The organism is Idiomarina zobellii (assembly GCF_900100855.1).
Lineage (GTDB): Bacteria > Pseudomonadota > Gammaproteobacteria > Enterobacterales > Alteromonadaceae > Idiomarina > Idiomarina zobellii.
Window position 1 is genome coordinate 319,729 of sequence record NZ_FNCB01000002.1, and the last position, 18,534, is coordinate 338,262.

Annotated in this window: 22 protein-coding genes; 2 read left to right on the forward strand and 20 right to left on the reverse strand. The window is 48.7% G+C overall.

Annotated elements, in window-relative coordinates:
• Nucleotides 1–5 precede the first annotated feature (5 nt).
• From BLT32_RS03630 to ccmA, 10 genes are read right to left on the reverse strand one after another with little or no spacing between them, the layout of a single operon-like run.
• On the reverse strand, nucleotides 6–755 hold the full coding sequence (locus tag BLT32_RS03630) for an MlaA family lipoprotein (RefSeq protein WP_053952927.1): 750 nt from the start codon (nucleotides 753–755) through the stop codon (nucleotides 6–8).
• Nucleotides 752–1,960, reverse strand: coding sequence for a c-type cytochrome biogenesis protein CcmI (gene ccmI, locus BLT32_RS03635; RefSeq protein WP_053952928.1), 1,209 nt, complete (start codon nucleotides 1,958–1,960; stop codon nucleotides 752–754). Before ccmI ends, BLT32_RS03630 begins: the two co-directional genes overlap by 4 nt.
• Nucleotides 1,953–2,411 carry a cytochrome c-type biogenesis protein gene (locus BLT32_RS03640; RefSeq protein ID WP_053952929.1) on the reverse strand — a complete coding sequence of 153 codons (459 nt, stop codon included), beginning with the start codon at nucleotides 2,409–2,411 and terminating at the stop codon, nucleotides 1,953–1,955. The genes ccmI and BLT32_RS03640 overlap by 8 nt, the downstream gene beginning before the upstream one ends.
• Nucleotides 2,408–2,959, reverse strand: coding sequence for a DsbE family thiol:disulfide interchange protein (locus BLT32_RS03645; protein WP_053952930.1), 552 nt, complete (start codon nucleotides 2,957–2,959; stop codon nucleotides 2,408–2,410). The genes BLT32_RS03640 and BLT32_RS03645 overlap by 4 nt, the downstream gene beginning before the upstream one ends.
• On the reverse strand, nucleotides 2,952–4,904 hold the full coding sequence (locus BLT32_RS03650; protein WP_053952931.1) for a heme lyase CcmF/NrfE family subunit: 1,953 nt from the start codon (nucleotides 4,902–4,904) through the stop codon (nucleotides 2,952–2,954). Before BLT32_RS03650 ends, BLT32_RS03645 begins: the two co-directional genes overlap by 8 nt.
• A complete protein-coding gene (gene ccmE / locus BLT32_RS03655) occupies nucleotides 4,901–5,383 on the reverse strand; it encodes a cytochrome c maturation protein CcmE (protein ID WP_053952932.1) in 483 nt (160 codons plus the stop codon). The genes BLT32_RS03650 and ccmE overlap by 4 nt, the downstream gene beginning before the upstream one ends.
• Before the next feature lie 9 nt (nucleotides 5,384–5,392).
• A complete protein-coding gene (ccmD, locus tag BLT32_RS03660; protein ID WP_053952933.1) occupies nucleotides 5,393–5,596 on the reverse strand; it encodes a heme exporter protein CcmD in 204 nt (67 codons plus the stop codon).
• Nucleotides 5,596–6,333 carry a heme ABC transporter permease gene (locus BLT32_RS03665; RefSeq protein ID WP_053952934.1) on the reverse strand — a complete coding sequence of 246 codons (738 nt, stop codon included), beginning with the start codon at nucleotides 6,331–6,333 and terminating at the stop codon, nucleotides 5,596–5,598. Before BLT32_RS03665 ends, ccmD begins: the two co-directional genes overlap by 1 nt.
• Before the next feature lies 1 nt (nucleotide 6,334).
• On the reverse strand, nucleotides 6,335–7,018 hold the full coding sequence (ccmB, locus tag BLT32_RS03670) for a heme exporter protein CcmB (RefSeq protein ID WP_053952935.1): 684 nt from the start codon (nucleotides 7,016–7,018) through the stop codon (nucleotides 6,335–6,337).
• Nucleotides 7,011–7,685, reverse strand: a complete 675-nt coding sequence (gene ccmA / locus BLT32_RS03675) for a cytochrome c biogenesis heme-transporting ATPase CcmA (RefSeq protein ID WP_053952936.1) — start codon at nucleotides 7,683–7,685, stop codon at nucleotides 7,011–7,013. The genes ccmB and ccmA overlap by 8 nt, the downstream gene beginning before the upstream one ends.
• A gap of 78 nt (nucleotides 7,686–7,763) precedes the next feature.
• On the opposite strand from ccmA, the gene fliK reads away from it, so the two are divergent.
• Nucleotides 7,764–9,524 carry a flagellar hook-length control protein FliK gene (gene fliK, locus BLT32_RS03680; RefSeq protein ID WP_053952937.1) on the forward strand — a complete coding sequence of 587 codons (1,761 nt, stop codon included), beginning with the start codon at nucleotides 7,764–7,766 and terminating at the stop codon, nucleotides 9,522–9,524.
• A complete protein-coding gene (locus BLT32_RS03685) occupies nucleotides 9,521–9,802 on the forward strand; it encodes an EscU/YscU/HrcU family type III secretion system export apparatus switch protein (RefSeq protein ID WP_053952938.1) in 282 nt (93 codons plus the stop codon). The genes fliK and BLT32_RS03685 overlap by 4 nt, the downstream gene beginning before the upstream one ends.
• Here the strand turns inward: BLT32_RS03685 and BLT32_RS03690 are convergent.
• From BLT32_RS03690 to BLT32_RS03735, 10 genes are read right to left on the reverse strand one after another with little or no spacing between them, the layout of a single operon-like run.
• Nucleotides 9,799–10,236 (reverse strand): DUF2802 domain-containing protein, encoded by a 438-nt coding sequence (locus BLT32_RS03690; protein WP_053952939.1) that lies wholly within the window; start codon nucleotides 10,234–10,236, stop codon nucleotides 9,799–9,801. The two genes, BLT32_RS03685 and BLT32_RS03690, sit on opposite strands and share 4 nt — an antisense overlap.
• A gap of 21 nt (nucleotides 10,237–10,257) precedes the next feature.
• Complete coding sequence (locus BLT32_RS03695) at nucleotides 10,258–10,761, reverse strand: chemotaxis protein CheW (RefSeq protein ID WP_053952940.1); 504 nt, start codon at nucleotides 10,759–10,761, stop codon at nucleotides 10,258–10,260.
• Nucleotides 10,762–10,782: 21 nt separating this feature from the next.
• Nucleotides 10,783–11,553: a chemotaxis protein CheW gene (locus BLT32_RS03700; RefSeq protein WP_053952941.1), complete on the reverse strand. Its 771-nt coding sequence runs from the start codon at nucleotides 11,551–11,553 to the stop codon at nucleotides 10,783–10,785.
• 3 nt (nucleotides 11,554–11,556) lie between these two features.
• Nucleotides 11,557–12,333 carry a ParA family protein gene (locus BLT32_RS03705; protein WP_053952942.1) on the reverse strand — a complete coding sequence of 259 codons (777 nt, stop codon included), beginning with the start codon at nucleotides 12,331–12,333 and terminating at the stop codon, nucleotides 11,557–11,559.
• Nucleotides 12,334–12,345: 12 nt separating this feature from the next.
• On the reverse strand, nucleotides 12,346–13,512 hold the full coding sequence (locus BLT32_RS03710; RefSeq protein WP_053952943.1) for a protein-glutamate methylesterase/protein-glutamine glutaminase: 1,167 nt from the start codon (nucleotides 13,510–13,512) through the stop codon (nucleotides 12,346–12,348).
• A gap of 15 nt (nucleotides 13,513–13,527) precedes the next feature.
• The gene (locus BLT32_RS03715; RefSeq protein WP_053952944.1) at nucleotides 13,528–15,696 is read right to left on the reverse strand and encodes a chemotaxis protein CheA; all 2,169 of its coding nucleotides are present in this window, start codon (nucleotides 15,694–15,696) and stop codon (nucleotides 13,528–13,530) included.
• A 13-nt stretch (nucleotides 15,697–15,709) separates the two neighbouring features.
• Entirely contained in the window at nucleotides 15,710–16,459 is a 750-nt protein-coding gene (locus BLT32_RS03720; RefSeq protein WP_053952945.1) for a protein phosphatase CheZ, read from the reverse strand.
• Nucleotides 16,460–16,473: 14 nt separating this feature from the next.
• Nucleotides 16,474–16,857: a chemotaxis response regulator CheY gene (gene cheY / locus BLT32_RS03725; protein WP_053953012.1), complete on the reverse strand. Its 384-nt coding sequence runs from the start codon at nucleotides 16,855–16,857 to the stop codon at nucleotides 16,474–16,476.
• Between the two features lie 36 nt (nucleotides 16,858–16,893).
• Nucleotides 16,894–17,619 carry an RNA polymerase sigma factor FliA gene (locus BLT32_RS03730; protein ID WP_053952946.1) on the reverse strand — a complete coding sequence of 242 codons (726 nt, stop codon included), beginning with the start codon at nucleotides 17,617–17,619 and terminating at the stop codon, nucleotides 16,894–16,896.
• Nucleotides 17,612–18,484 carry a MinD/ParA family protein gene (locus BLT32_RS03735; RefSeq protein WP_053952947.1) on the reverse strand — a complete coding sequence of 291 codons (873 nt, stop codon included), beginning with the start codon at nucleotides 18,482–18,484 and terminating at the stop codon, nucleotides 17,612–17,614. The genes BLT32_RS03730 and BLT32_RS03735 overlap by 8 nt, the downstream gene beginning before the upstream one ends.
• Nucleotides 18,485–18,534 lie beyond the last annotated feature (50 nt).

Consider the following 18,534-nt stretch of genomic DNA (forward strand, 5'->3'; position numbering starts at 1 on the left):
ATCCGTCAACGTGACTCGTCGTCAAAATCCTCAAAATCATCGTCGAAGTCATCAAAGTCTTCAAAATCGTCTTCTGGTAATGGTGGGTTGCCATCATAGACTTGATCTTGCCAGCGCTGATAATAAACATCTTTGACGAAAGAGTAAGGGTCAAGTGAGTTTTCCAGAACCTGTTCCTGGTCGCGCAAACGTATGCGCATCTCCAAACCTTTAACGGTATAACGAAGTATATCGACTGGCCAGGTCAATGACGGATACGGAAAATATTGTCTGTCAGCGTAGTCGCCACCGCGATCAACAATCACCGTTGGACCCATTAACGGTAGCATCACATAAGGTCCTTCAGGCACACCCCAGACCGCTAGTGTCTGTCCAAAGCTTTCTTCTTTTTTCTCCAGACCTATTGGCGTGGCCACATCAAAAAGACCAACAAGCCCAACTGTCGAGTTAATTAAAAAGCGTCCTAACGATATACCGGCATCTCCTAACTTCCACTGCAGGATGTTGTTCACAAAAGACGACGGCTCTTCTAAGTTCTCAACAGCATTATACAGTGACGTACGAATTGGCTTTGGTACGTCATCATAAACATTCGCTGCGGGTTGAATAACGACTTCATCCACATCGCGATTAAACTCCCACATGCCGCGGTTAAAATCCTCAAACGGGTCGCGGGGGTCGGCATAAGGGTCTTCCGGAGTCGATGAGCATCCTACTAACAATACTGAGAAAAGTAACAATCCGTATTTTTTCATTCTTGAATCCGTGTTGATAAAGTCACTGTCGCTGTTTGATTCGCTTTAGCTTTAATAGTCACTGTTGGCGCTTCCAGATCACCCGCTTCTGCTTCAATGTTTTCATCCTGAGAAATGCGAGCGTGAACTGTCCACTCATCTAAGTCAGACAGTTTGTGGTCCGGTAACATGGCGTTAGCATTAGATAAGGTATAAGTCACAGGAAAGCCTTCGACCGGCTCACGGATCACCGCTGCTGGCATAGGCGCCTCATTTCCGGTGACATAAACAAATAACGTTGCACCTTCGGGCAAAAATTCCTGAACCGCGTTATCGATGTTCACCGTAACGGTTAATGTCATACCAGCGTTAGTCTGTTGCTGCTTCGCGTCTGCTAACGCATTCTGAACAGCCACGTAGCGCTCCGAGCCTGGCGATAACTGCTGCTGTAGCAGCGTCCAAGCCTGAATTGCCTGCTCCCAGTCCTGTTGTTCATAAGCCACAAAGCCCAGTAGCGAAAGTGCCTCTATATTGGCTGGGTTTAGCTTCAATGCCCGGGCTAACAAATTCGCAGCTTTCGCTTTATTTTGAGCTGAGCCTGACATTAATAAGAAACGACTGTAGCTGACCAGGGTATTAAGCCGCTCAGGCTCTAAATCCAGTAACTTCTGGAAAGCCTCGTCCGCTTCTTCCGGTGCGCCAATATCCACCATTAGCCCCGCATATACCCACCATGCAATGGCATCATTAGGGTCGCTCATAAGCTTCTGGCGAAGCCCCAAAGCGAACAGGTTAAGCTCTTCCGGATCGGCCGCCTGAGTCTGTTCGCTCAGTAACTTTTTGCCAAGTTCTGGTAAACGTTCACGAGCATCTGCCGCTTGCTCCTGCAATTGCCAGCTACCAAAGCTCCAGTACAAAGCAACCGATATAATCACAACAATGACAGCCGGGAATACGACGGGCGCCGGGCGCCATTCTATAGTTTCTTCAATGTCCTTACTGTCATTAACAAAGGTTTTATCGAGCTCCTGCTTTGAATACTCGTATTCTTCATCAGATAACCCGTGCAAAGAGCGCTCTTCTTCTAGCTCCGTTAAACGTTGCTCGTACCAGCGCTTATTTTCATCCTGTCTTTTTAGAATGCGTCGCTGTTTTCCTGTCGCTAACAGAATAAAAACGACAGCAACTAACAGCATCAACAACATTACGATGATTAAACTAGTCATTGTCGTTTTTCCTTAGCTGCTCTAACTGAGCGCGCTCTTCAGGGGTCAAAGCTGTTTGCTCTTTTTTCTTGCGTGTCAGCAAAACAGCAACACCAATACCGATAATCAAAATAACCACAGGGCCGAACCAAAGTACTGCTGTCGCGGCCGTAAACGGCGGTTTGTAATGCACAAAGTTACCATATCGATCGACCATAAATTCGATGATTTCCTGCTTGGACTTACCCGCTTTCAGCATCTCGTAGCTTTTGTCTCGCATGTCTTCAGCAAGCGGAGCATTAGAGTCGGCTATATTTTGATTTTGGCACTTGGGGCAGCGCAATTCTTTAATCAACTGTTGATACGTTTCGCGCTGTTGCTCATTTTCAAACGAACGCGACACCGCGTCTTCCGCTGCGGCACAAAATACAAAAGTACTCAGCAAAAAAAGTAGGGAAATGAACCGGCTCATTGCGCCTCCTGCTTGAGCTGCTCATAAATGGGTTTTAATGTGCTCTGCCAATTACGTGCGTTCACGTCACCAACATGGCGATAACGTATAACACCCTGTTCATCAATAAAGTAAGTTTCCGGGGCTCCGTAAACACCAAACTCAAAGGCAACTTCGCCTTCTGGATCAAACAAGTTAATCGTGTATGGATCACCTAGCGTATTTAGCCAGTTAACCGCTTTCCCACGCGAGTCATCTTTATAATTTAAGCCAACAATAGGGATACCCTCTGACGCTAACTGGTTCAGAAACTCATGTTCCGCACGGCACGTCGGGCACCAAGTTGCCCAAACATTTAGCAGTATAGGTTTGCCTTTTAACACCGATTCGTCATAAACGATACTGGTGTCATAAAGATCAACAGTTTTAAACGCCGGCACAGGTTCATTAATTAAAGCCGAATCGAGCTTAGTCGGGTCACTGCCCAGCCCTTTTAGTAAAAAGGCCGCTAATGCGATAAATAAAACGAGCGGCGCAAATAAAACTATCCAGCGAAGGTTCTTATTCATTTTCCCCTCCGTTTTTGCGCTTACGATAGCGTTTATCGGCCATAGCAAAGACACCGCCTATTGCCATAATAATCGCACCAAGCCATATCCAGCGAACAAATGGTTTAACATAGAAACGGATTGCCCATGCACCATCATCCAATGGTTCACCCATAGCAATATAAATATCTCTTAATAAGCTCGCGTCGAGGCCTACTTCTGTCATGCTGGTTCGTTGCACTCGGTAAAAGCGTTTTTCACTAGTGACTTGGGTAACAACATCGCCACCTTTAGTCACTGTAAAGTCGCCAGAGTCGGCATCATAATTCGGTCCTTCCCTATGCTCTAAAGAGTCAAAACTGACGTTATAACCAATAACGTTGACCGATTGCCCCGGCGCCAAGGCAATGTCTCTTTCCTGCTCATAATGCGACACCAGAGTGATGCCAATTAAGGTTACCGCAAAGCCGATATGACCCAGCACCATGCCCCAGTGGCTTCCCGACAGCCGGGTAATACCCTGCCAGCCTTGTTTACGCTGTTTCACCGTCTGCTGCACTTCGGTCAATGTTGCCAGACCAACCCAAAACGCTAAGAACAAGCCTATAACCACCATTGCAGGCAATTCGTCGGCCCAAATTTTTGGTAGCGTATAAGCCAGTACCACAGCAAGGCTAAGGGCCAATGCAATAGGCTTCAGTAGAGGCTTAATTGCCTGTCGACGCCAGCGCAATAAAGGCCCCAGACCAACCATCAGTGCGAATGGAATGACCAACCAACTGTAGACGCTGTTGAAGAAGGGCTCTCCGACTGAAATGCTGCCCAAGCCAATTTCTTTATGCACTAATGGCAGCATAGTACCAAGGAAGACCACAACCATCGCAGCCATCAGCAAGACGTTGTTACCCAGCAGCATGACTTCGCGGGAAAATAGCTCGTACCGGCTGTAGCTCTGCATTTGTCCGGCACGCATGCCGTACAGTATTAAAGACCCACCAATAACCAATGCGAGTAAGACCAAAATAAATAAACCACGGGTTGGGTCTGACGCAAAGGCATGCACCGACACCAAAACCCCCGACCGAACCAGGAAAGTCCCCAATAGGCTCAAACTAAAGGCTGCTATTGCCAGTAATACTGTCCAGGATTTGAAACTGCCCCGCTTTTCAGTAACCGCTAACGAGTGCAGCAAAGCCGTTCCAACCAGCCATGGCATAAAGCTAGCATTTTCGACCGGATCCCAGAACCACCAGCCACCCCAGCCAAGTTCGTAATAGGCCCACCAACTGCCGATTGCGATACCCAGAGTCAGGAAGATCCAGGCCGCTAATGTCCACGGTCGTGACCACCGTGCCCAGGCCGCATCTAGCTTACCCGACATAAGCGCAGCAATGGCAAACGCAAAGGCTACCGAGAACCCGACATACCCCATATACAATAACGGTGGATGGATGATCATGCCCGGGTCTTGTAACAGTGGATTTAAGTCACGCCCGTCGACAGGAATTAACGGTAACGCGCGGTCGAACGGGTTGGACACCGTTAACATAAATAAGTAGAAGCCAATACTGATTAAACCAAGAATGGCTAAAACCCGCGCCACCATGGGCAAAGGCATAGAACGTGAAAACAGCGCAACCGCGGCTATCCAGCCTGCCTGCATCAACATCCATAAAAGAAAAGAACCTTCATGGGAGCCCCATACCGCTGTTACCCGATAGGCAACCGGTAAGTCTGAGTTAGAATTTGCAGCGACATAGGCAATGCTAAAGTCATTACTGACGAATCCCCAAACTAATAACCCAAAAGCCACAGCGGTGAAGAAAAACTGGCCTAGGGCAAAAGGCCTTGCCAGTGACATCAAGCCACCATGGCCTTTTATCGCCCCCCACAATGGGTAAAACGCTAGCAAGCAAGAAAATGCAAGCGCTATGGCTATAGAGAGATGCCCTGCTTCCGCTATCATTGTTCACTACCCTCGTACGGTTTGTTCGGGTTAACGTGTTTAATACCTTTCATTTTCTCAGCTAACTCCGGCGGCATATATTCTTCGTCGTGTTTAGCCAGTACTTCCGTTGCTTTCAAAACGGTAGGCTCTACCAATTCACCCTGAGCAACAATGCCCTGACCTTCGCGGAATAAGTCCGGCAAAATACCTTGATAAAGCACCGTGATTTCAGGGCCTGTGTCGGTAATATTAAAAGACACTTCCAGGGTTTTCGGGTCGCGTTTAACCGAGCCTTCAACCACCATGCCGCCAACGCGCATACGCTGACCAACCTGTGGCTTTTGCTTGTCTTCACCTTTGCCTTCTACCAACTCGCTAGGTGTATAAAACAAGTCGATACTTTGACTCAATGCGTACAACATTAGTCCTGTCGCTACAGACACCCCGAACACTAAAATAAGCACCCAGGTAAGTCTTTGTTTACGTCTCGGATTCATACTTCTCTCCTACTGCGACACTGACCGTTGTCGCTTGGCTAAGCGCTGCTGACGATTCTGCAACTGCTGGCTTTTTTTCTGCAAGGACTTACGAGCGATAGCCGTTTCCAGCGCAACTAACGCAATAACGACAAAGCTCAAGAAAAAAGACAACCAAACATATAAGCCATAGCCGCCCATAATGATAAAGTCCTGAAAACTGTCGAATGGCATCAGTTTTTCTCCAGTTCCTGCTGCGCCCACGGGCGACCTAATTCATGTCGTAGTATCTCATTTTTTAACCGCATCATCACCAGTGAAATGGTTAAAAATAAGAAGCCTGCCAGGCATATTAATAATGGAATAAGCATACTGGTTGCTATCGACGGTCTCTCAAATTTGGTAATAGTCGCCCCCTGATGCAGGGTGTTCCACCACTCAACGGAGTAATGAATAATAGGCAGGTTAATAACCCCCACAAGCGAGAGTATGGCAGCGGCTTTAGCGCCTGTTCTAGCGTCATCGAAAGCAAAATAAAGCGCCATAACACCAATGTATAAGAATAAAAGAATCAGCTCGGAAGTAAGGCGTGCGTCCCAAATCCACCAAGTGCCCCACATGGGCTTACCCCAAATGGCTCCGGTCAACAAGGCGACAACCGTCAACGCAGCTCCGACAGGGGCTATGGCCGGTATCGACCACTCCGCTGTTTTAATTTGCCAAATAAGTGCTATGCCACCCATTATTGCCATACCGGCATACGCGCCCATTGAAAAAATAGCCGCCGGTACATGCAGGAATATAATTCGGTAACTGTCGCCCTGCTGGTAGTCTGCCGGCGCGAATGCCAGGCCCCAAACCACGCCGACGACCAACGAAATAAAGGTTAATGCCGCAAACCACGGCAGTAACTTTTCGACAAGTCGATAGGTTGCTTCAGGCTTTGCGTAAGGGTGTAACCATCGCCACATATTAATTCACACTCATTTTTATGCCCGCAGCTATCGCCAGCGGGGACAATGTTATGGTCAAAACAGAAATAGCCGCAAGAATAGCCAATTGTCCGTGCACTGCAAGCCCCATAGAGGCATTTTCGACAGCGGCAGTGGCAAAAATCAGCAGCGGAATAAACAAAGGAATAAGGATAAGGCTAATTAGCGAACTGCCGCGCTGAACCTGAAGGGTTAGCGCCGCGCCAATAGCACCGAGTGCACTCAAAGCTGGTGTGCCAAGCAGCAAGCTGAGCGCTAACGCCCACCAGCCTTGCATCGGCAAGCTTAGCAGTAGCGCCAGCAACGGCGACAATATGACTAAAGGTAGTCCCGTTAACAGCCAGTGAGCCATCACTTTGGCGGTTGTAGTGAACGCCAGCGGCTGTGGCAGCAAGCACAACTGCTCCAGCGTGCCGTCCTGGAAATCGTCTTTAAATAAACGCTCGAGCCCTAGCAGGCTGGCTAAAAGAGCAGCCACCCAAATAATGCCGGGTGCTATACGCGCCAGAATATCAGGCCCCGGACCGACGCCCAACGGAAACAGAGTGACGACCATCAGTAAAAACAATAGTGGGTTTAAGGCGTCACTGCGTCGACGCGCCGCAATGCGTAAGTCACGCTTGAGTACGGCCAGCCAAACCTGTCGCATGGAAGCGTTAATCATAAGCCGCCTCACTATGCACCTGGGCAGCTTGACTTAAATCGATAAGCTTGGGCGATAACTCGGACAAGGTCAGCGACTGATGCGAAGTAAAAATAATACAGCCACCGTCCGCTAAGTGTTCAGCAAAGCGCTTTTGCAGCAGAGCAACCCCTTGTACATCTAAGGAAGTAAAGGGTTCATCCAGAATCCACAGCTTTGCCTTATTCGCCCACAACCGGGTTAAAGCGACACGTCGCTGTTGGCCAGCTGATAGGCGACCTGTGAGCTCATCTTCTAACCCCAGCAAACCGAGTTTTTCCAATAAATCCCAGCCATCGGTATTAGGGCTTGCAGTAAGCTGCTGTTGCCAATAGAAGTTTTCTAATGCGGTAAGTTCGCCTTTTACAGCGGCTTTATGACCAATAAACAGCAGTTGCTGACAGTAGCTTTGCCAGTTGTCGTGTACGCTTGCGCCGTTAAACCGAATACGCCCTTCAGTAGGCTCTAACAGCCCGGCCAGTATTCTCAGCAACGTCGACTTGCCCGCCCCATTAGGGCCGGTCACCTGCCATAACTCACCAGGATGTAACTGGAAGCTCAGCTCATCAAACAGTACTCGACCACCACGCGTTGAGCTAAGCTGCTCGGCATGCAACAGTGGCACTTTAGCGGTAGTTTCTTGTGTCATGAGGATTTTACTACTGAGCCCTTACTGGTAAGCTGACGCAAATGCCACCGAGTCTACCATAAAATTTGAGTAAAGCGCATGGCTGATATCACGCAACTGTTACAACAAATGCTGAACGCTCCAGAGCGCTCTATGGCTCGTATTGATAAGCAAAACGTAACAACCCTTGCGCGCATTTTAACAGGCGCGAATACTGCAGGTAGCAATTCAGCTTCAACCGCCAGCAAGCCAACCTTGCAAATACCGGCCTCGGTGCTTTTGCCGCAAGCCAGTGGGAGCTCTGGCGGTAATACGCAACAATCCCCCCAAATACAAGGGGCCGGGTGGCAATGGCCAAACCCACCGAAAGCCCTTATGGCACAGTTGCCTCCAAAGCTTTCACCGGGGACGCAATTACAGCTACAAATATCGATAGCACCGGGAAACAAGCCTATGGTGCAGCTAGTTGTTACGCAAGCGCCAGGCAAACTGCCGCCCGGTGGCAATACTCATCAAGGTCAGCCAATACCTCAAACTCAGACGGGGCAACTTCAGTCGACCTCACAGCAGGCTGGGACGCCAAAGACACAGCTTGCAAAGATCGATATACCAATAACTCAGTTGCCACCCAAGCTTGTTAAAGCGTTGGTTGAAAGTTCTCAGGCGACACAATTTTTAAAGGCCACTAGTGCAAATAAAGCGGCCTCCATACAGACACCTGCAGTCAACAGCTTGACGCCACCGACCGACAAAGTTCCGGTCGACACAGGTAGCCCTGTTCAGTTATCGCGGGGTATTGCTATTAAACAAGCGCACCAGTTAAGTCCGCAGCAATTTCAGCAAGCCTTGCAAACACTGGTCGCACAAATAAAAACACAACTTTCGGCACAAACGGCAGTGCCACCCAATAATGCGGCAAATACTTCATTAAAAATCCCCGAGCTGTCTGCGCTTATCGCTAAAATAAACACTGTCAACACGACGTCTGCAACTCAGAGTGCACAAGCGGCACAGACAGCCGCAACCTTAACAGCGGCGTTACGTTCCCCCTCTAATGCCATTGAACAGTTAGTTAAAGTCGTACTGCAACAACAACCCTCGGGCGAATCCATGCAACGTCCGAAAGCGTTACAGCGTTGGGTGAGCGACTGGTTTGCGGCGCGTCCGGTCAGTGTGCAGTCAAGCCAGCAAATGGGGTCACTTGGTCAAATGCTAATGACGCTGCTGGGGCTGAGCTTACAACAGAACAGTCAACAACAAAGCACCGCACAAGCAAGTTTGCAATCTTTGCCAAAGCAATTCACTCAAGCATTGATACAGCAGGTGTTAAACCCGTCCCCTGACGTTGCCGGCGATGTGCGCGAACGCATTAATCAACTGCTGCTTCAGCTTCCGCAGCAACAATTGCAACGATTATTGCAGTTATTCACTGGCGTATTAAATTCAGCACAAAGCGCACAGGCCAGGCTTCAGGAATCGCCAATGCAGCAACCTGAATATTTCATTTTGCTGCCGACTGACCCACAAAAGGCCGGACAAAACGAGTTGCTTATTCGCCCGGAGCGAGAGCCCGATACGCCGGAGCAGGAGGGTCGCACGTTATGGCTTTTCACCTTACGCTTTGAGTTAGAAGCAACAGGCGCTTTACTGGTTAAAGGCCGGTATCATCCGCAGGGCTCGTCAGTCGACTTTTATGCCGAGTCACCTTCAGCGCAAAGCATTATCGAGAAACACCTGGAGCAACTGGAGAAGCGGTTGTCCGATTTAGCGGTTAACAGTGTGAAGTTTCGCGTTCAGCAAGGGCGAATTCCGGAAACCTTGGCGACACAACAAAGCGGCATTATTCGGGTGAAAGTATGACGGACAAAAAAGAGAAGCAAGCCATTGGGCTGTCGTACGACGGCTTTAACGCGCCCAAAGTTATCGCTCGCGGGTTTGACGAATTAGCAGAAGAAATTATTGCCGTCGCCAAAGAGCATGGCGTGTTAGTTCATGAAGACCCGCTGCTGTCGGACTCACTGGCGAAACTCAACGTGGGTGACGAGATTCCGCGCGAACTTTATATCATTATTGCTGAAATTATTGCTTTTGCTTATCTACTGGATGGCAAGTTTCCGCGACAATGGGAGGAAGGCTAACCTTTACGCTGGTGCAGCGAGACTAACAGCTCTGCTTCCGCCTGCGGTAATTCGCATTCATGCATAAGCTCTTCAACGGTTGCTCCACTTGCTACCAATTTACTCGCCCGGTGGTACAGCTTCGAGCCAGGATCCTGCTCAGCTAATTCCTGCAGTTTTTCCTGAAGTCGACGCTGCTCGTCATTAAGTGTTGAGACTTGCTGTTCTAACTGCGCCAACAGCTGCTTTTCCGCGAAGTTAGAATCAGGCTTAGGCTCATTCAATTGTTCTTTTAAAGAAAGCACTTCGGTCGCCGTTTCTGTGAGCATTAATAGTCGCTGCTGTTGGCGCTCAATAAGCTCGGCCTGACGTCGCGATGTCATAATAACCGCAACCAACGCAATCAGCGCCAGCCCAAGAGCCAGCGCTGATAAAGCAATAAGCCAAAGCGTCATGGTTAAACCACCTGCCCGCAATTAACCCAGACGAGAAATTTCATCCCACTCGTCATCGGTTAGCATTTTATCCAGATCAACCAAAATCAGCAGTTCGTCATCTCGGTTGCTCACGCCCTGAATGAAACGAGCACTCTCGTCTGTACCCACATTTGGCGCGCTGTCAATTTCAGAAGTTTTCAGGTAAACCACTTCGGCGACGCTGTCGACCAAAATGCCAATAACTTGTTTTTCTGATTCAATGATAACAATACGTGTATTGTCGGTTACTTCGGTCGTTTGCAAACCAAAGCGCAGACGAGTATCAATAACGGTGACAACGTTGCCACGCAAATTAATAATACCCAACACATAGTTCGGAGCTCCGGGTACGGGTGCTATTTCGCTGTAGCGAAGCACTTCCTGAACCTGCATGACATTAATGCCATAGGTTTCATCGTCAAGCTGAAACGTCACCCACTGTAGCACTTCGTCGTTACTGTCAGCGTCCGTCTCATTCTTTAGAGCGCGATTATCTTTACTCATGTTTCACTCCGCCATGCGTTATTAGTCTTGCTGGATATGTCCCAGACCGTTATCCAGAAGTGTAATCAATGCGTTTACATCGAGCAATGCACACATTCTGTCACGAACCACTCCGGCCAGCCACGGCCGCTTATTACTGCCTTCTTTACGCCATTGAATGGCTTCGGGTTGCAATGGTTCGCTGGTTACCAATTCTTCACACAACAGTCCCCATGGGCTGTCATTTAACGTTATAAGATACTGGTAGTCTAATGATTCTTCCAGCTCTTCCGTGTATTTCTCCGGCATAACCCAGCGGGCAGTATCAACCACCTGTAGCTTGTCTTCCCGCTCTGTCATTATGCCTTTAAACCATTTTGGTTTACCCATCAGCGGGCTTATTTTCCCTACCTGATGAATACCACCTAAACTTTTCAGCGGCACAGCCAATGTTAACCCCGCCACCTTAAAGAACAGCGCCTGAAAGTCGTCCTCCATATACTCAGACATAGCGTCTGGCTGAGGCTCTTCTTCCGGCTCAACCTGAGTATCCGTTTCCACTACGGCCTCAGTCTCAGCAAGCGCTTCTCTAGTATCAGTATCGTCCGCTTTTACAGAAACTAAAGGTAATAAATCTTCATCTCTGTTCAGTGCCACCGACTCTTGCTGAGTCACTTGCTGTATTTTTGGGGCCGCCTGCTCCAGCAATTTCTTAACCGGCTCATTGTCGAACTCAACCACTTCATCCTCGAGTAATAATGCATCGAGGTACTCCGTCATTGCCTGTTCACTATTGGAATGTTTGCTATTCATAACTTAGCCTAACTCCAATTGTTGCAGGTGAATCAATAACGACTGATACGCCAGCACACCACGTGATTTAGGCGCATAGAGAGATGGCGGGGTTTGCTCGTTCGACGCATCCCGGAATTTGGTGTCGATAGGTATCATGCCGTTCCACACCGACTTACCATAACGACCAACGAGCTTCTTATACGTCTGCAACGATGCATTGGTTCGTTTATCGTACAAGGTTGGAATAATAGTATATGGCCGCTCTTCGCCACGAGACTTTTGAATGAGCATAAGCGTACGCATCATTCTGTCGAGGCCTTTCAACGCCAAAAATTCAGTTTGAACGGGTATGAGCACACGGTTGCAACAGGCTAATGCGTTAACCATTAGTACGCCAAGTACCGGCGGCACATCGATAAGCACGTAGTCGTAGTCATCTTTAACCGATGCTAACCCTCTTTTTAATACCAATCCCATACCACCCTGTGTGCCCAGCTTCCGGTCAAGCGTGGCTAAAGCCATGGTTGCCGGCATAACACTCAAGTTCTCAAATTCGGTGGGCAGTATGCACTCACGCATGAGTTCGCGATTAACACTTTTACCCGCACTGAAGACATCAAAAACGCTGTGAGTCAGCTCTTCAGAGTCGAAGCCAAAGTAATACGTCAGTGAGGCATGAGGGTCGGTGTCAATACACAAAACCCGCTTACCCTGCTCGGCCAATAGCCCTGCCAGAGCGACTGTTGTGGTGGTCTTTCCCACGCCGCCTTTCTGGTTAGCTACCGTCCAAACAATCATATAAGCACCTTATTAAACGCCGCTGTAACCGACTTCTTTCATGATTGAGCGCGCCATATTATCCAAACTAATACTTTTCGTTGAAATACCCGCTGAAGCAACCGCCTGAGGCATTCCATAAACAACACAGCTGGCCTGATCCTGAGCCCAAATTGTGGCGCCCTGTTGCTTTAACATGCGGGAGCCTTCGCGGCCGTCAGCGCCCATGCCGGTTAAAATAACGCCCAGAACTTTGCCCATATAGACTTTCGACAAGCTGGCAAAGGTTAAATCGACACTCGGCTTGTATGTGACTCGCCCACTGGTGTCCTCTTTGACTCGTAAACGGGCACTACCTGAACGTCCTTCTACTAATAATTGCTTACCGCCCGGCGCTAAATAAGCTGTACCAGGCGTTAACACATCACCGTCTTCGGCTTCTTTCACTCGCACTTTACACAAGCCATCTAAACGTTGTGAAAAGGCCTTAGTGAAAGCCGCAGGCATGTGCTGCACCATAACAATAGGGTACGGGAAATTGCCCGGTAATTGCGTCAGTATTTTCTGCAAGGCAACGGGACCACCGGTTGAAGTGCCAATCGCCAAAATTTGATACGCCCGATTAATACTCAGAGAACCGGCAGTGTCAGCTAACCGTGATGCGGCTTCACGCTGGCTCTGGCGCTCTTCGTTGCGTTGACGAATACGCTCGAGTGCCGATGTTGGCTCTTTCGGCTTCGCTGGCTCTGTGGTTCTGCTTGAAGGCGGTGGAGTGCGGGTAATTGTTGGCGTTCGCGCTGCAGGCTGATTAGCAATAGCCAGAACTCGATCTTGCAGCGTTTTGACGGCTTCGTCGCGGTTACGGGCAATATCTTCAAATTTCTTAGGTAAGAAATCTGCCGCACCTGCCTCTAACGCATTTAACGTTGCGGTCGCGCCTTCGTGAGTCAGTGACGAGAACATTAAAATGGGGCAAGGGTTGCTGCCCATAATGGTTTTCACCGCATCAATGCCGTTCATCACTGGCATTTCAATGTCCATGGTTATAACGTCAGGCCTTAAGGCTTTTGCTTGCGCCACAGCTTCTTCGCCGTTATTAGCGGAGCCAATAACTTGTATATTTGAGTGTGCTTCCAGAATCTCGGTAACTCGGCGTCTAAAAAACGCCGAGTCGTCCACTACGAGAACTTTAACTGTCATGAACGGCGTGTCCCGTTATCGTTTAGCGTAATACTTCAGCATGCTTGGTACGTCGATGATTAGCGCGATACCACCATCACTGGTAATAGTTGCACCCGCCATACCCGGCGTGCCCTGTAACAGTTTATCCAATGGCTTAATGACCACTTCTTCCTGACCAATAAGGGCATCAACTACAAAGCCAACTTGCTGGTTGCCTATTTGAACAACCACAACGTGACCATTCACATTTCGGCTTGAGCGATCTGGGTTTCTTACCAGCCAATGCTCGAGGAAGAACAACGGTATCGCTCGGTCACGTACAATCAGTGTTAACTGACCATCGACTGTATTGGTGCGCTTCATATCCAAATCGATAATTTCGCTGACAACCGCCAGTGGCAACGCAAACGTCTGCTCTTTTACTGCCACCATCAGGGTCGGCAAAATAGCTAAGGTTAACGGCACTTTTATCAGTAACTCAGTACCTTTACCCAGCTCTGACTGAATTTTGACACTACCGTTTAATTGGCTGATTTTAGTTTTTACGACATCCATGCCGACACCACGGCCGGAAATATCAGACACTTGCTCTTTGGTCGAAAAGCCGGCGGCAAAAATCAGGTTGTAAGCGTCTTCGTCGCTTAAGCGTGCGGCTGCGTCGGCATCTAAAATACCTTTATTAATGGCAATGCCTTTAAGCTTTTCAGCGTCCATACCGGCGCCATCGTCTTTGATCGACAACATGATATGGTCGCCCTCCTGAGAGGCTGACAGCGTCACCGTACCCGCCCTTGGCTTACCGTTGGTTTCACGAACGTCCGGCATTTCAATACCATGGTCAACCGAGTTGCGCACTAAGTGAACCAGTGGATCGGCCAACGCTTCGACGAGGTTTTTATCCAAATCGGTATCTTCACCGAACATTTCTAAATTAATTTCTTTTTTCAGGCTGCGTGCTAAGTCACGAACTACCCTGGGGAAGCGACCAAAGACTTTCTTAATTGGCTGCATACGGGTTTTCATGACCGCGCCTTGTAAGTCACCTGTCACCACATCCAGGTTAGAAATGGCTTTACCCATTTCGTCGCTGTCAGAGTCATCTGAATTGCTCAGGCTCAGCAAGCGGTTACGCACCAAGACTAGCTCACCAACCATGTTCATTATGTCATCGAGACGCTTGGTATCGACCCGAACAGTGGTTTCTGCGGCTGGTTGCTGCGGTGCTGCAGGTTTCTTGTCAGCCGGCTTATCCGCCGCTTTCGGTTTATCGTCTTTAGCGGCTGGTTTAGCTGCAGGCTTGGCTTTTGGCTCAGGTTTAGGCTCTGGCTTAGCTTCAGCTTTTTTCTCTGACTTAGGTTTATCTTTCGACTTGTCTTCTTTGCCGTTATCTACACTCTTTGTCGGTGCCTTACCGGAACCGTGCAGCTCATCGAGCAACGACTCAAACTCATCATCGGTTATTTCGTCACTATCAGCGGGCTTCTCTTGTTTCTTCTCGGCACTTTGCGGTGCTTTACCCGAGCCATGCAGCTCATCTAACAGAGATTCAAACTCGTCGTCGGTAATTTCATCGCTGTCACTCTGGGTGGAATCAGCAGACGCTTTTGGCTTTTCTGACGCCTGTTCCGATTTACCGGCGCCAGGGCCTTTCCCCTCGCCGTGTAACTCGTCCAACAACGCTTCAAATTCATCGTCCTGAATCTCGTCAATACCGTCGCCGCCTGAGCTTTCAATCGCTTCCTCTTTGGGTGCTTCTTCCGGCTCCGGCTCAGCTTCTTTAGCCGGCGCTTCAATAGGCGCCTCGTCTTCAGACTCTGGCTGACTGAGTTTATGCAGTAGTTCGAGCAAGTCTTTATCTGCCGGTACAGGCTCTTCACGTGCCTGAACCTGGGCAAACTGAGCATTGATAGTGTCTAACGCTTGCAGAATCACGTCCATTAAGTCTGACGTAACCGTGCGTTGACCATTACGCAAAGTATCAAACACGTTTTCAGCACCGTGACAGGTATCCACTAAGGCGGTTAGCGACAGGAAGCCTGCGCCACCTTTCACGGTATGGAAACCACGGAAAATCGCGTTTAATAAATCTTTGTTTTCTGGGTCGTTTTCTAGCTCAACTAACTGCTCAGACAACTGCTCGAGGATTTCTCCCGCCTCGATCAAAAAGTCCTGCAGTATGTCTTCATCCATATCAAAGCTCATGCGACTGATGCTCCTAGAAACCTAAACTGGACAATAAATCGTCCACTTCGTCTTGCCCACCAACAACGTCATCACGTTTATCGGCATCAATAATTGGGCCTTCTGCCTCACTGGCACTTTTCTGCTTTGAAGATTCGGCCTTTTCCGCTTCTCTGCGCGCTTCTTCTTTGCCAAATATTTTTAACAGTTCAATGAGGTTTTTTTCGACGTCTTCAACCAGTTGAATAACCCGTCGAATGACCTGCCCGGTAATGTCTTGATAATCCTGAGCCATAAGTACTTCGGTCATAAGCCCATGCACTTGTGGCATATTTTCACCACAGCGCTTAAGTACATCATCGACCTCATGGCACAAAGACTTGAATTCATTTAACTGAATATCGTTGCTCATCAGTCGATTCCAGACCGGCATTACGCTCTCAACGCGCTGATGCATGTCGTCAGCCATCGGCAAACAAGCCTCTACCGCGTCCATTGTCCTATTAGCGGCGTCTTCTGTTTTTTGAATGACGTACTGTAAACGGTTTTGCGCGTCAGGAAGATCATCTTCTGTCATTTGCACAATGCGAGGATCCAGCTGGAAATCCTGCAGAGCTTCGTGGAGGTCACGCGTCAACTGACCCACTGAAGTAAACAGTTTGTCGTTGCGGCGGTTATAAACGTCTTCCAGAAGTTGATTGGCTTGTTGCTGCTTCCCCTCTTCCAGCAAAGACACGAGCTCTTTAGCCTGCTCGAGGGAAATATCGTGGGCTTTATCAGACATGGTAATAGCCCTTTTTAGCTAATGCGTTCGAAAATCTTGTCGAGCTTTTCTTTTAACGTCACAGCTGTAAACGGTTTAACGATATAGCCGTTAACCCCTGCTTGAGCAGCAGCGATGATTTGTTCGCGTTTGGCTTCCGCCGTTACCATCAGTACCGGCAAGTGCGACAAGTTATCGTCTTTACGAATTTCTTTAAGCAGGTCGATACCCTGCATGCCCGGCATGTTCCAGTCGGTCACGACAAAGTCGAAATCGCCGTTCTGCAACATTGGCAAAGCCGTGTTGCCGTCATCGGCTTCCTGAATATTCGTAAAACCAAGATCACGAAGTAAGTTCTTAATGATTCGTCTCATTGTAGAAAAGTCATCTACAACGAGAATTTTCATATTTTTATCCAAAGCACCCTCCACTGAGGCTCTCGATTACCACCAAAATTATTCAACCCAATTCTGCATTCGCGACTTGAGCCGCACCATTGCCTGACTGTGAATTTGGCTGACGCGAGATTCACTCACACTCAGCACTTCACCTATCTCTTTCAAATTCAATTCTTCATCATAATACAATGAAAGCACTAAAGCTTCACGCTCTGGTAACGAAGAAATTGTCGATACCAGGGCTTTATGAAACGCTGCGTTTTCGACATCGCGCTGCGGTTCGTACGCTGAGCCTGTCACTTGCTCGGGCATTAGAGCGTCTTCTGAAACACCTAAATCTTCAATACCTATAATGCGTCCCGAACTCACATCTCTTAAAATGGCGTGATATTCATCCAGACTCATGCCCAGCTTACTGGCAACTTCTGTATCTTTTGCGTCACGACCGGTGTCATTCTCTACCTGCCGTATGGCCTCTAGTACGCGGCGATGATTTCTGTGAACTGAGCGCGGAGCCCAGTCACCACGTCGAATTTCATCCAACATGGCACCACGAATACGTATTCCGGCAAAGGTTTCAAAACTGGCCCCTTTGCTGTTATCAAAATTCCGCGCCGCTTCTAATAAGCCTATCATGCCCGCTTGAATTAAGTCATCGACTTGCACACTCGCTGGCAACCTCGCCATCATGTGGTGTGCAATTCGCTTAACCAGCCCCGTATGCTGCTCAATAATGGCGTTACGGTTGTCGGCTGTTGCGGCATAAGCGGCGGCTTTATTCATTGGCAACATCCCGCTTACTCCCGTTATCGGCAGAAGTTATCAATTGCTCAAGGAAAAATTCTAAATGCCCTCCTGCCTGAGCAGGAATTGGCCAATCCAGAGCTTTCTTCGCTAATGCTTTAAACGCCAGTGACGCCGGCGATTTGGGATACGCCAACACCATTGGTTGTTGTTTTCTAACGGCCAACCGCAAATTTTCGTCGTGAGGAACTATCGCTGCTAACTCTAATGCCACATCGAGGAAACGATCCGTGACCTTAGTCAACTTATTGAACAGTACTTGCCCTTCGCGCATATTGCGAACCATATTGGCAACCACTTTGAATTTAAACAGTCCTTGTTCACGACTTAACACTTTAATAAGTGCGTAAGCATCGGTGATTGAAGTAGGTTCATCGCAGACAACCACAAGGACATCCTGCGAAGCGCGGGCAAAGCTGACCACGGTGTTTCCAATACCCGCCGCCGTATCGACAATAAGAACGTCGTAGTTTCCCTGCAGTTGGCTAAACGCCCGAATAAGACCGGCGTGCTCTGACTCGCTCAAGTCAACCATAGAGCGGGTTCCTGAGGTCGCTGGGACAATTTTTATGCCACCTGGCCCTTCAATTAAAATATCTTCCAGTTCGCATTGGCCGCTCAGTACATGAGACAGGTTGCGCTCAACACGCAAGCCCAGCATGACGTCGACATTAGCCAAGCCAAGGTCGGCATCAAGTACCAGTACTCGTTTTCCCTGCTTCGCCATAGCAATGGCCATATTCAGTGAGACGTTGGTTTTACCCACGCCACCTTTACCACCTGTGACTGCTATGACTTTTACTTTTGACTGTTTCATTCTTCGCAGACCGCTTGCTTGATCCATCGGGCGTATCTCTTATTTTACATCTTCGACAACAGCGTCATTGTATAACG